Source organism: Streptomyces sp. NPDC006655, assembly GCF_040703965.1.
In the GTDB taxonomy this organism is placed as follows: Bacteria; Actinomycetota; Actinomycetes; order Streptomycetales; family Streptomycetaceae; genus Streptomyces.
Genome location: NZ_JBEYJU010000157.1, coordinates 1 through 12,517 on the forward strand (window position 1 = coordinate 1; position 12,517 = coordinate 12,517).

Below are 12,517 nucleotides of genomic sequence, written 5' to 3' on the forward strand. Positions count from 1 at the left end.
GTCACCCCGCCCCTGCCAGACCTAACCGCCGGGGGCCGGGGGGGGGGGGGGCCCCCCCGGCTCTGCCGTGGGTCGGCCGGCGTCAGCCGTGCTTGGCGCGGCTGGCGGCGCGGGCCCGCTCGCGGGCGTCCAGGTTCACCTTGCGGATGCGGACGGCTTCCGGGGTCACCTCGACGCACTCGTCGTCGCGGCAGAACTCCAGCGACTGCTCCAGGGAGAGCTTGCGCGGCGGCACGATCGCCTCGAACGTGTCGGCCGAGGACGACCGCATGTTCGTGAGCTTCTTCTCCTTGGTGATGTTGACGTCCATGTCGTCGGAGCGGGAGTTCTCGCCGACGATCATGCCCTCGTACACCTCGGTGCCGGGCTCCACGAACAGCACACCGCGCTCCTGGAGGTTCGTCATCGCGAACGCGGTGACGGCGCCGGCGCGGTCGGCGACCAGGGAGCCGTTGTTACGGGTCTGGAGGGGGCCGAACCAGGGCTCGTGGCCCTCGTGGATGGAGTGGCCGATGCCCGTGCCGCGGGTCTGCGTGAGGAACTCGGTACGGAAGCCGATGAGACCGCGGGACGGCACCACGAACTCCATGCGCACCCAGCCGGAGCCGTGGTTGGACATGTTGTCCATCCGGCCCTTGCGGACGCCCATGAGCTGCGTGACCGCGCCCATGTGCTCCTCGGGCACGTCGATCGTCATGCGCTCGACGGGCTCGTACGTCTTGCCGTCGACCTGCTTGGTGACGACCTGCGGCTTGCCGATGGTCAGCTCGAAGCCCTCACGGCGCATCTGCTCGACCAGGATGGCGAGCGCCAGCTCGCCACGGCCCTGGACCTCCCAGGCGTCCGGACGGTCGGTGTCGAGCACGCGCAGTGAGACGTTACCGATCAGCTCGCGGTCGAGGCGGTCCTTGACCTGACGGGCGGTCACCTTGCGGTCCTTGACCGCCGCCTTGTTGTCGGCGCCCTTGCCGGTGCCGCCACGGCCGACCAGCGGCGAGGTGTTCGTACCGATGACCATCGAGATCGCCGGCTCGTCGACCGTGATCAGCGGCAGCGGGATCGGGTTCTCGGGGTCGGCGAGGGTCTCGCCGATCATGATGTCCGCGATACCGGCGACGGCACAGATGTCACCGGGGCCCGCCACCTCGGCGGGCTTGCGGGTGAGCGCCTCGGTCATCAGCAGCTCGGTGATGCGCACGTTGGACATCGTGCCGTCACGCTTGATCCAGGTGACGGTCTGGCCCTTGCGCAGCTCGCCCTGCTCGACGCGGAGCAGCGCGATGCGGCCGAGGAAGTTGTCGGCGTCCAGGTTGGTGACGTGCGCCTGGAGGGGGGCCGACTCGTCGTACTGGGGGGCCGGGACGTGCGACAGGATGGTGGAGAAGAAGGGCTCCAGGTTGTCGCTGTCCTGCGGGACGGTGCCGTCCTCGGGCTTGGTCAGCGAGGCCACGCCGTCGCGCGCGCAGGCGTAGACGATCGGGAACTCGATCTGGTCCTCGTCGGCGTCCAGGTCGAGGAAGAGGTCGTAGGTCTCGTTGACGACCTCGTCGATCCGCGAGTCCGGGCGGTCCGTCTTGTTGATGCACAAAATGACGGGCAGGCGCTGCTGGAGGGCCTTGCGCAGCACGAAGCGGGTCTGCGGCAGCGGGCCCTCGGAGGCGTCGACGAGCAGCACCACCGCGTCCACCATCGACAGACCGCGCTCGACCTCGCCACCGAAGTCGGCGTGGCCCGGGGTGTCGATGATGTTGATGGTGATGACGTCGCCGCCATCCTTGGGGTGGTACTTCACGGCCGTGTTCTTGGCCAGGATCGTGATGCCCTTCTCACGCTCCAGGTCGTTCGAGTCCATCATGCGGTCGTCGAGCGACTCGGCGGCGTGCGCCGCGAAGGCACCGGCCTGCTTCAGCATGGCGTCGACGAGGGTCGTCTTGCCGTGGTCGACATGGGCGACGATGGCGACGTTGCGGATGTCGTGACGCGTTGCGATCACAGCCATGGTGCGGCGTACTCCCGGGGTGTTGAGAAGGCCCTCTGCGTACGTCCGTGTGACGCGGGCCTGCCGGGCTTGACACGCCACGGCCTCACCCCATGTTACGTGTCGTTTGTAACCGGGGCTCGCTGGGCCGCCGAAAAGGCCGATCCCACCGCCTTACCCCCTGGTCGGACTCGCCGACACCTTCGCCCCCTTCTTCAGGAATCCCATGTCCTGGTACACCGGCGTGCGGAACCCGAAGGCCCCCACGTTCACCAGCCCCTTCCGGGCGCCCACGAGCTGCGGCCGCTGGTACAGCGGCAGTGACCCCGCCGACGCCCAGATCCGGGAGTCCGCCTTGCGGAGCAGACCGTCCGCCTCGTCCTCGTCCAGCGTCCCGAGCGCCTGGTCGAAGAGCTGGTCCACCTGGTCGGTGCCCACTCTCGTGTAGTTCTGCTCGACGTTCAGCGACCCGTCGGCCGCCACCACGGGCTTGGCGTAGATCGGCCGCGCGTCCGTCGCCGGGTACGGGGACGCCGGCCACGAGTACAGCGCGAGGTCGTACTGCCCGGCCGCGATGTGGTCCTTGAAGTAGCTGTCGTCGGGGACCTTCTTGATCTCGGTGAGGATGCCCACCTTGTCCAGCATCTTCGAGATCTGGTCGGCGACCGTCTGGAGCGTCTGCGAACCCGGCCCGGAGGGCAGCACGAACCGCAGCGAGAGCGCCTGCCCGTCCTTGGCCAGCGGCCCGGCCGGCGCCCCGGCCCCCCTGGGCGCGGCGGTACCCTTCGGCGCGTACGCCCCCGGCGCCCCGTGCGCGTGGTCCTTCTGGTGGTCGCGGGTGGCCTTGCCGTCGGGTCCCTTGTCGTCCTCCCCGACGATGTACTGCCCGTCCCGCCCGCCGTCGGACTTCTCCTCCTTGTCGCCGTCGCCCTTCTCGCCGTTGTCGCCCTGGTCCGTCTTGTCGCCCTTCTGGCCCTCCGCGCCGGCCACCTTGCCCGCCGCCTTGATCGGTCCCCCGGCCACCCAGCCCGCGTCGGCGAGCAGCGCCTGCGCCTCGTGGGTGTCGAGGCCGCCGAGCGCCCCGCTGCTGTCGGTGTAGACGGCCTGCCCGGAGAGGCCGAGGTGGCTGCCGACCGGCACCGCGGGCAGCCCCAGCGGGGCGAGGACCAGCTTGGCGAGGGCCGTGCGGTCGAGCGCGCGGGCGACGGCCCGCCGGACCCGCTCGTCGGCGAGGGGGCCCTCGGAGCCGTTGAGGGCGAGCTGGGTGTAGGCGGGCTCCAGCGACTTGCGGACGTCGAAGGCCCGCAGTTCCTGCTGCTGCTCCAGCCACTTCGCGATGCTCTTGCGGAGCTTCTTCGGCCCCTTCGGCAGCTTCTCCTCGTCCATGCCGAGGGCGAGCGCCCAGGAGCGCAGCTTCTTGGCGGAGGTCTTGCCCGCGCCCTGCAACGGCGTTCCGGTGCCCTTGTCGCGCCCGGCGACGATGATCCGCTCGGCCTCGGAGGCGTCGATGTCCGCGACGTCGACCGTGCCGGCGGCGAGCGCCGAGGCCCGCTTGTCGCGGGGGACGGCGTGCAGGTCGATCTCGTCGAGCTTGGCCGGGCGGCCCCACCAGCGCGGGCTGCGGGTGAGGACCACGTCCTTCTTGGCGGGGTCGACCTTGTCGACCTTGAAGGGTCCGGCCGTGACGGACAGCTTGCGGCGGGCGCCGTCGTTGAAGGTGTCCGGGGTGCCCATGACGTCCTTCGGGTACAGCGGCGAGAACAGCGACCGCCAGTCGGCGTACGGCCGGTCGAAGGTGACCCGGACCTCCAGGTCGTTGGCGCCGCGCTCGATCTGGGCGATGCGGTCGTACCCGGCGTTGCGTGCGGTCCAGTAGGCGGAGTCCTTGCCGGACAGGGCGCGCCACTGGGCGGCGAAGTCGGCGGCGCCGATCTCCCGGCCGTCGCTCCAGACGGCCTGCTGGTTGAGTTTGTAGAGGACGACCTGGCGCGGCTCGGTCTCGATGACCTTCGCGGACTCCAGGTAGTCGGGGTTGCGGACGGGCTTGCCGGTGGCGTCGACGGTGAACATCGACGGCAGGACGGCCTGGGCGACCCGGGTGGTGCCGGCGTCGGCGTCGGCCTGGAAGGTGTTGAGGGTCTCCGGTACGGCGTCCACGGCCATCTTGAGCGTGCCGCCCTCGGCGACCGCGTCCCGGGCGACCGCCGCGATGTCCGGTCCGGCGAGCGGCTTGCTGCCCTCGTCGTCGGAGCCGCAGCCGGCGAGGAGGGGGGCGGCCAGGGCGCCGGCTGCGAGGAAGGCGAGGCTCCGCCGGTAGCGCCGGGAGGGGCCGTCGTTCGACTGCCGCTCCGTGCTGGCTGGTCGCGCAGTTCCCCGCGCCCCTTCGGGGCGCTGGCCCACGCCGACGCCGTGGTGAGACATCTCTGCTACCTCCGTGTGGCCCGGTACCACGGGTGGGGTCTGTTCACATTTGGGGGTATTTTGGAGTTGATCACATGTACGTCAGTTGTACGGACCCCACTGAAATGGACGGGGTCCACCGGCCGGGGACGACACGGCGGCGGGGACGGTCAAAGCCCACCCGTGCGGCGCAACGCCCCGGCGCACACAGAGCGCGTGCGGGCGTGCGACGGAGGCCTGCAATCCGCCAATCGCTGCACATGGCTTCACATCGGCAGGTGTGACGCGCAACACTCGCAGGCGCATGAACGTCGCCGCCTTGGACCACCGAGTCCGTGGAAGTGAGGTCACGTCATGTCCGTGCACGACGACCTGACGTCAGTCCAGCGTTGCCTAGAGGACCTGACCCGGTCCGTCGGCCGCCTGGAGCAGCAGCTCGGGAGCGGCGGGCTGGAGATGCGCCGCGTCCGCGCCGACGCCGATCACCTGCGCGAGAGCGTGGCCCTGCTGCGGGAGGCCGCCCGCGCCGCCGCCCCCGGCAAGCGCCCCGAGCTCGTCACCATCTCCGACGACCCGTACGACATCAACCTGTGGACGGACACGGACGACGAGGGTCTCGGCGCCCGCGACCGGCGCGCACCGTAGGAGCGCCGCCCGCAGCCCCCCACTCCCGAACCGACCGGAGTCATCCATTGGCCACTGGTACGGAACCACATCCGAACAGCGGCGGCGTACGCACCCGGACGCGCGCCGCGATCTCCGCCCCGCACCTGCGGACCGACCGCTGGTGGCTGGCGCCCGCCGTCACCGCGGCCGGTCTGTTCGCGTTCGTCGTCTACTCGACCTGGCGCGCGTTCGCGAACGCCCACTACTACGCGGCGCCGTACGTCTCGCCGTTCTACTCGCCGTGTCTGGCGGAGAACTGCAAGAGCATGCCGGCCGGGCCGAACGCCGACCTCTTCGGCAGCTGGTGGGCGATCTCACCGGCGATCATCATCCTGATCTTCCCGCTGGGCTTCCGGCTGACCTGCTACTACTACCGCAAGGCCTACTACCGCAGCTTCTGGGCGTCCCCGCCGGCCTGCGCGGTGGCCGAGCCGCACGCGAAGTACACCGGTGAGACCCGCTTCCCGCTGATCCTGCAGAACGTCCACCGGTACTTCTTCTACGCCGCCCTGCTGGTCGCCTGCGTGCTGACCTACGACACGGTGCTGTCCTTCCGCGACCCGCACGAGCGCTGGGGCCACATGGGTCTGGGCACCCTGGTCTTCCTGGTCAACATCACGCTGATCTGGCTGTACACGCTGTCCTGCCACTCCTGCCGGCACATCGTCGGCGGCAAGCTCAAGCACTTCTCCAAGCACCCCGTGCGCTACCGGGCATGGCAGTTCGTGGGCCGGCTCAACGCCCGGCACATGCTGCTCGCCTGGGCGTCGTTGGTGAGCGTGGCGCTCGCCGACTTCTACGTCTACCTGCTCGCGTCCGGTGTCTTCGACGATCCGCGATTCTTCTAGGGACTGGGGCTTGTGATGGCGGCGGTGGAGCGGCAGCAGTGGGACGTGGTGGTCGTCGGCGCCGGCGGCGCGGGCCTGCGCGCCGCGATCGAGGCGCGCGAGCGGGGCGCCCGTACGGCGGTGATCTGCAAGTCGCTGTTCGGCAAGGCGCACACGGTGATGGCCGAGGGCGGCATCGCCGCGGCCATGGCCAACGTCAACGAGCACGACAACTGGCAGGTCCACTTCCGCGACACCATGCGCGGCGGCAAGTTCCTCAACCAGTGGCGGATGGCCGAACTGCACGCCAAGGAGGCCCCGGACCGGGTCTGGGAGCTGGAGACCTGGGGCGCCCTGTTCGACCGCACGAAGGACGGGAAGATCTCCCAGCGCAACTTCGGCGGCCACGAGTACCCGCGCCTCGCCCACGTCGGCGACCGCACGGGACTCGAACTGATCCGGACCCTCCAGCAGAAGATCGTCTCGCTCCAGCAGGAGGACAAGAGGGAGACCGGCGACTACGAGTCCCGGCTGAAGGTGTTCCAGGAGTGCACGGTCACCCGGATCCTCAAGGACGGCAGCCGGGTGTCGGGGGTCTTCGCGTACGAGCGCGAGACCGGCCGTTTCTTCGTCCTCGAAGCGCCCGCCGTGGTGATCGCGACCGGGGGCATCGGCAAGTCCTTCAAGGTGACGTCGAACTCGTGGGAGTACACCGGCGACGGGCACGCGCTCGCCCTGCTGGCCGGGGCGCCGCTGCTGAACATGGAGTTCGTGCAGTTCCACCCGACGGGCATGGTCTGGCCGCCGTCGGTGAAGGGGATCCTGGTCACCGAGTCGGTGCGCGGTGACGGCGGGGTGCTCAGGAACTCCGAGGGCAAGCGGTTCATGTTCGACTACGTCCCGGACGTCTTCAAGGAGAAGTACGCCGAGTCCGAGGAGGAGGGCGACCGCTGGTACGAGGACCCCGACAACAACCGGCGTCCTCCGGAACTGCTCCCCCGCGACGAGGTGGCCCGGGCCATCAACTCCGAGGTGAAGGCGGGCCGGGGCTCCCCGCACGGCGGGGTCTTCCTGGACGTGTCGACGCGCATGCCGGCCGAGGTGATCCGGCGCCGGCTGCCGTCCATGTACCACCAGTTCAAGGAGCTGGCGGACGTGGACATCACCGCGGAGGCCATGGAGGTCGGGCCGACCTGCCACTACGTGATGGGCGGGGTCGCGGTGGACTCCGACACCGCCGCCGCGCGCGGGGTACCGGGGCTGTTCGCGGCCGGTGAGGTGGCCGGCGGGATGCACGGCTCCAACCGGCTCGGTGGCAACTCGCTGTCCGACCTGCTGGTGTTCGGCCGCCGGGCGGGCTGGCACGCGGCCGACTACGCGGCGGACCTCGGCACCCGGCCGGTGGTGGACGAAGAGCAGGTCGACAGCGCGGCCGCGGAGGCGCTGCGCCCGTTCTCCGCGGAGAGCGAGGAACCCGGCGCGGGCCCGCCGGAGAACCCGTACACCCTCCACCAGGAACTCCAGCAGGCCATGAACGACCTGGTCGGCATCATCCGCCGGGAGGGCGAGATGGAACAGGCCCTGGAGCGGCTCGCCGCGCTGCGGGTCCGGGCCCGCCGGGCCGGGGTGGAGGGCCACCGCCAGTTCAACCCGGGCTGGCACCTCGCCCTGGACCTCAGGAACATGCTGCTGGTCAGCGAGTGCGTGGCGCGGGCGGCGCTGGAGCGCACCGAGTCCCGCGGCGGCCACACCCGCGAGGACCACCCGACCATGGACCGCAGGTGGCGCCCCGTGAACCTGCTGTGCCGGCTGACCGATCCGACGGGCGAGCCGGCGGCCACCGATCCGGTGCGCGGCCAGATCGCCCTCACCCGTGAGAGCACCGACCCCGTCCGTCCCGACCTGCTGGCCCTCTTCGAGAAGGAGGAGCTGGTCAAGTACCTCGCCGAAGAGGAGCTGTACGAATGAGCGGCTACACGGCCCACTTCAGAGTGTGGCGGGGTGACGTCGAGGGCGGCGGCCTGACGGACTTCGAGGTCGACGTGAACGAGGGCGAGGTGGTCCTCGACATCATCCACCGCCTGCAGGCCACCCAGGCGCCCGACCTGGCCGTCCGCTGGAACTGCAAGGCGGGCAAGTGCGGTTCCTGCTCGGCGGAGATCAACGGGCGGCCGCGGCTGATGTGCATGACCCGGATGTCCGTCTTCACGCAGGACGAGACCATCACGGTCACCCCGCTGCGCGCCTTCCCGGTGATCCGGGACCTGGTGACGGACGTCGGCTTCAACTACCAGAAGGCCAGGGAGGTCCCGGCGTTCGTACCGCCCGCCGGGGTCGGGCCCGGCGAGTACCGGATGTTCCAGGAGGACGTGGACCGGTCGCAGGAGTTCCGCAAGTGCATCGAGTGCTTCCTGTGCCAGGACACCTGCCACGTGGTGCGCGACCACGAGGAGAACAAGACGGCGTTCGCGGGCCCGCGCTTCCTGATGCGGGTGGCCGAACTGGACATGCACCCCCTCGACGCGGCCGACGCGTCCGGCCTGGACCGCAAGCGCACGGCCCAGGACGAACACGGCCTCGGCTACTGCAACATCACCAAGTGCTGCACGGAGGTGTGCCCCGAGGGCATCCACATCACCGACAACGCGCTGATCCCCCTGAAGGAGCGGGCCGTGGACCGCAAGTACGACCCGCTGGTGTGGCTCGGCTCGAAGATCAGAAGGCGCCCGGCAGGAGGCTGAGGGCCTGCCCCAGGTTGGACTCGGCGATCGCCCGCATCTGTTCGCGCTCCGGGAAGTCGCCGTCGAGCAGCCTGAGCGGTCCGGCGACGAGGTTGAGGTGCATCGCCAGCCGGTACAGCCGCAGCCGGTCCTCGTCGAGTTCGGCGGTGCGCAGCACGTCGTAGGCCGGGCCGAAGCGGAGTTGCAGGAAGACGTGCTCCCACTCGGCGTCGAAGTACATCAGGCCTTCGATGTCGATGAGCGCGGGATCGCCCTCCTCGGTCACCAGGACGTGGTCCGGGCCGAGTTCGCCGTGCACGAGGGAGGCGTGGTCGCGGGGCTCGACCGCGTCGTAGAGCTCGCGGATCCGCTCGGTCAGCGCCCGGCGGGCCGCGCGCACCCGGGGATCGCGCTCGGCCAGCTCGGCGACGTCGTGCACCGCCCGGTCGGCGACGACCTGCTCGCAGGAGTCGCCGAGCGGCTTGCCGCCCTCCTCCACGAGGGCGGCCTTGCCGTATCCGGCGGCGGTGCACTCGCGGAGCACGCCGAGCGTCCCGGCGAGCCGGGCGAGCGGCACCCGGGCCGCGCCCGGGTCGCTGCGCAGCAGCACCTCCAGGTTGCCGCCGCGGACGTCCTCGACGACCGCCGCGTACGACGGCAGGTACTCGGCGTCCTCGTCGGCGAAGAGCAGGCGCGGGGTGCGCACGCCGAGTTCGGTCAGCCGGTCGTGGGCCGACAGGAAGAGGCCGAGTCCCGAGGCGTGCGCGAAGGGGTCGCGGATGTCGGCGTCGGCGGGGCCCCAGTAGTCCTCCTCCGGGGACCAGACGTAGGCGATCGCGGAGCGGCCGTTGTCGAGGGCGAGCCGGTAGACACCTTTCTTGGATCCGCCGCGCAGCCGGGTGACGGCGGCGGGAACCTTGCCGAGGGCCTGGCGGGCGAGCGGTGCGAGGTCGTCACGGGTGAGGTGGGCACGAGCGGTTGTCATGGCGTACGAACCCAGTCCTTCCGATAGGAGGTCCAGTCATCCTCGGTGGCGGCGAAGTCGACGTAGAGGGCGACGCCGAAGTTAGCGCGATCCGCGTCCGCGCGTGACAGTCCCAGCCGAACACCGCGCACGGCCGCCGGTACGGTCTCGGCGTGCGCCCAGTGGCCGAAACGGTTCTCCCGGTAGCAGGGCAACCCCATCAGAAGATCGGTGCCGGCCGGCGTGACCTCGATCGCGAGGCTGGTCTGCTGGGCGACATAGCCTCCGTACAGGCTCTCCAGCGGCTGCATGGTGTCGTACGACATCACGGCGATCTGGTCGACCCGGCGGGCGACCTGACCGAAATATTCCTGTGACCACCATTTCGGATGGCCGGTGAGAGTACCCCAGAAGGAGTGAAAGGCCGGGAGCGGATCGATCTGGTGTGCGGCGACGGACAGCAGCGGGGTCACGGGGCGCAGGGCGTCGAGCAGGGCGAGGTAGTTCCGGTCACCCGACCGCAGGGGTTCCAGGTCGAAGTGGACCCCGTCGAACCCGGCGGCGACGATCCCCCGGGCGGAGGCGACGACGGCGGCCCGCGTCTCCTTCTTCTCCAGGTGCATGGCGTACGGCTGCTCCGGCGCGAGCTCGTCCCCGAGCCAGGCCTGCACCCGTACGCCGGGCAGTTTTCGATGCACGGCCGTTATCAGCCAACGGGCCTCGGGGTAGGCCGATGTGGGCAGCGTGCCGTTGTGTTCCAGTGGTCCGGCATGGACGTAGAGGTCGCGGATGCCGGTGCCGGCGAGCCGGGCGGCGAGGGCGGTGACGTCGGCGTCGTCCTTGCGCCCGTCGACCCAGGCGTGTCCGAGCCAGAGGGCGTCCCTGTCCCGGGTGCGGGTGCCCGGCTTCGGGTCGCCGGTGTAGTTGACACGGAGGGCGGTCTCGGCGATGAGGAGGGGGACGAGCAGCACCAGCACGACGACGAGCCCGGCCCGCCGGGCCCGGCGACCCCAGGGGGCCCTCCCGGACCCGCCGCCCCCGCCCGCCGTACCGCCCGGCAGCGGGGCCGACGCCGACTGCGCGGCCGGTGCCGACTCCGGAACCGAGGCCGACTCCGGAACCGAGGCCGACTCCGGAACCGAGGCCGACTCCGGAACCGAGGCCGACTCCGGGACCGAGGCCGACTCCGGAACCGATGCCGACTTCGGCTGCGGCTCTGACCTCGGCTCCTTCTCCGCGTGGTGTGCCATCTTCCGTCCCCCTCGTCTCGCCCTCCCCCGTGCGTCCCCGTCCCGGTCGCGGAGGCGACCGGCTGCCCATACCCTCCGAAAGGTGACGTCCTTGATCCGGGGTCGGCCGAGGCATGCCACCGGGCACATAGGTGTGCGGGTGGGGCACGCGGTGCTGGGCGGGATGGCCGGGGCGGTCTGGCTGGTGTTGCCGGTGATGACGAACGTGGCTCAGGACCCGGTTCCAGCAGCCGGCGGGAGGGTCGCCGCGGCATCGGCGGACGCGGACGGGGCGTCAGGCACCGACTACGTACTCCCGCTGGTCGCCGTGGCGGCGGCCGGCGCACTGGGCGGCTACGGCTACGTACGGCGGGTGCGGCGGGCCCGCTCGCGCACCACCCCGGGGATCGTCTCCCCCCTCCCGCCGGCACCGTCGCCCGTCGACCTCGAACGGCAGGCCCGCGCCTCCCTCGTCCTCGCCGACGACTGCGTCCGCACCAGCGGGGAGGCCCTCGGCCAGGTCGACGCGGACGAGGCCGTCGTACGGGCCCTGCGCTCCGCCCGGACCGAGCTGTCGGCCGCGTTCGCGATATGGCAGCGGTACGAGGAGGGGGTGCCGCGGGACGCCGGCGGCCGGCGCCAGGCGCTGGTGGGGGTGATCGGGCGGTGTGCGGAGGCCGGACGCCAGCTGGACGCCCAGGCGGCCCGGTTCGACGCCGCGTGGGACCGGGGGGACGCGCTGGCGGCCGCCGAGGGGCGGTTCCGGGAGCTGGCCGCGCGGACGGGCGGCGTGCAGAGGGCGCTGGCGGAGGCGGGTGAGCGGTACGGGGCGACCGCCGTCGACCCGGTCCTCGGGTATGTCGAACAGGCCAAGGACCGGCTGGTGTTCGCGACCGGGCGGCTCAACCAGGCGCGTCAGGACGCTGATTCCGGCGACGGCGACGGGTACCGGCGCGGGTTGCGTGCGGCCGAGGGTGCGGTGGCACAGGCGGGCGTGCTGCTGGGCGCGGTGACCCGGCTGGTGGCGGAGCTGCGCGCGGCGGCGGAGCTGCTGCCGGCCGCCCTGACGGGCGGGGAGGCGGAGCTGGCGGGGTTGCGGGGGACCGCCCTGCCGGCCCGGCTGGCCCATGCCGACGTGGTGCTGGCCGCCGTGCGGGCGGAGCTGACCGCGGGGCCGTACGACCCGCTGGACGCCCTGCGCCGGGTGGTGCGGGCGCTGGAGGGGACGGGGGGCGGGCGGGCCGGGGTGATCGCGGCGGGGGCGGAGCTGGTGGCGCGCAGTGCGCTGGGGGTGGCGGACGACTTCGTCGGGGTGCACCGGGGGGCGGTGGGGGTGCGGGCGCGGGCGCTGCTGGCGGAGGCGGGGTCGGCGGCGCCCGCGGACGCGGACCGGCTGGCACGGCGGGCGCTGGAGGCGGCCGGGCGGGACGTACGGGCGCACGGGAACCCGTTCGCCGGGCGGGGCGCGCACGAGAGCGGGCTGGCGGGGGTGGTGCTCGGGGGTGTGCTGCTGGGCGAGGAGGACGACGGGGGGCCGGTGGTGGCGTTCGGGGGGCCGGACACTCGGGGGCGGTGGGGGTAGCGCGGGAGGGGGTGGGACGGGTGCGTGGTCGGGCGGGTGCGGGTGGGTCGTGGTTGCTCGCGCAGTTCCCCGCGCCCCTAAAAGGGGCGCACCGCATGAGATCGGTAGAGCACAAGTGTGTAATCCAGTAACAAAGCGACTGATCTAGTTT

9 protein-coding genes are annotated in these 12,517 nt (G+C 71.6%); 5 read left to right on the forward strand and 4 right to left on the reverse strand.

Annotation, left to right across the window (positions count from 1 at the left end; translation table 11 throughout):
- Nucleotides 1–82 precede the first annotated feature (82 nt).
- On the reverse strand, nucleotides 83–1,990 hold the full coding sequence (typA, locus tag AB0958_RS42220; RefSeq protein ID WP_358987822.1) for a translational GTPase TypA: 1,908 nt from the start codon (nucleotides 1,988–1,990) through the stop codon (nucleotides 83–85).
- Nucleotides 1,991–2,152: 162 nt separating this feature from the next.
- Complete coding sequence (locus tag AB0958_RS42225) at nucleotides 2,153–4,399, reverse strand: ABC transporter family substrate-binding protein (RefSeq protein ID WP_366895812.1); 2,247 nt, start codon at nucleotides 4,397–4,399, stop codon at nucleotides 2,153–2,155.
- A gap of 333 nt (nucleotides 4,400–4,732) precedes the next feature.
- On the opposite strand from AB0958_RS42225, the gene AB0958_RS42230 reads away from it, so the two are divergent.
- Genes AB0958_RS42230 through AB0958_RS42245 form a run of 4 tightly spaced genes read left to right on the forward strand, consistent with a single transcriptional unit; the run spans nucleotide 4,733 to nucleotide 8,612 of the window.
- Nucleotides 4,733–5,023 carry a hypothetical protein gene (locus tag AB0958_RS42230; protein ID WP_366895813.1) on the forward strand — a complete coding sequence of 97 codons (291 nt, stop codon included), beginning with the start codon at nucleotides 4,733–4,735 and terminating at the stop codon, nucleotides 5,021–5,023.
- Nucleotides 5,024–5,070: 47 nt separating this feature from the next.
- Nucleotides 5,071–5,892 (forward strand): hypothetical protein, encoded by an 822-nt coding sequence (locus AB0958_RS42235; RefSeq protein ID WP_366895814.1) that lies wholly within the window; start codon nucleotides 5,071–5,073, stop codon nucleotides 5,890–5,892.
- A 15-nt stretch (nucleotides 5,893–5,907) separates the two neighbouring features.
- On the forward strand, nucleotides 5,908–7,839 hold the full coding sequence (locus AB0958_RS42240; protein ID WP_366895815.1) for a fumarate reductase/succinate dehydrogenase flavoprotein subunit: 1,932 nt from the start codon (nucleotides 5,908–5,910) through the stop codon (nucleotides 7,837–7,839).
- A complete protein-coding gene (locus AB0958_RS42245) occupies nucleotides 7,836–8,612 on the forward strand; it encodes a succinate dehydrogenase/fumarate reductase iron-sulfur subunit (protein WP_366895816.1) in 777 nt (258 codons plus the stop codon). Before AB0958_RS42240 ends, AB0958_RS42245 begins: the two co-directional genes overlap by 4 nt.
- On the opposite strand, the gene AB0958_RS42250 is transcribed toward AB0958_RS42245, so the two are convergent.
- Together AB0958_RS42250 and AB0958_RS42255 are read right to left on the reverse strand one after the other, a co-directional pair.
- A complete protein-coding gene (locus AB0958_RS42250) occupies nucleotides 8,587–9,576 on the reverse strand; it encodes a phosphotransferase (protein ID WP_366895817.1) in 990 nt (329 codons plus the stop codon). The genes AB0958_RS42245 and AB0958_RS42250 overlap by 26 nt on opposite strands.
- Nucleotides 9,573–10,805: a glycosyl hydrolase family 18 protein gene (locus AB0958_RS42255; RefSeq protein ID WP_366895818.1), complete on the reverse strand. Its 1,233-nt coding sequence runs from the start codon at nucleotides 10,803–10,805 to the stop codon at nucleotides 9,573–9,575. The genes AB0958_RS42250 and AB0958_RS42255 overlap by 4 nt, the downstream gene beginning before the upstream one ends.
- An 82-nt stretch (nucleotides 10,806–10,887) precedes the next feature.
- Between AB0958_RS42255 and AB0958_RS42260 the strand changes: the two genes are divergently transcribed.
- Nucleotides 10,888–12,366, forward strand: a complete 1,479-nt coding sequence (locus AB0958_RS42260) for a hypothetical protein (RefSeq protein ID WP_366895819.1) — start codon at nucleotides 10,888–10,890, stop codon at nucleotides 12,364–12,366.
- Nucleotides 12,367–12,517: the final 151 nt, after the last annotated feature.

Coding starts and splice junctions, on each gene's coding strand:
- AB0958_RS42225 (WP_366895812.1), bottom strand. CDS start 4,399: ATGTCTCACCACGGCGTCGGCGTGGGCCAGCGCCCCGAAGGGGCGCGG.
- AB0958_RS42230 (WP_366895813.1), top strand. CDS start 4,733: ATGTCCGTGCACGACGACCTGACGTCAGTCCAGCGTTGCCTAGAGGAC.
- AB0958_RS42240 (WP_366895815.1), top strand. CDS start 5,908: ATGGCGGCGGTGGAGCGGCAGCAGTGGGACGTGGTGGTCGTCGGCGCC.
- AB0958_RS42245 (WP_366895816.1), top strand. CDS start 7,836: ATGAGCGGCTACACGGCCCACTTCAGAGTGTGGCGGGGTGACGTCGAG.
- AB0958_RS42250 (WP_366895817.1), bottom strand. CDS start 9,576: ATGACAACCGCTCGTGCCCACCTCACCCGTGACGACCTCGCACCGCTC.
- AB0958_RS42255 (WP_366895818.1), bottom strand. CDS start 10,805: ATGGCACACCACGCGGAGAAGGAGCCGAGGTCAGAGCCGCAGCCGAAG.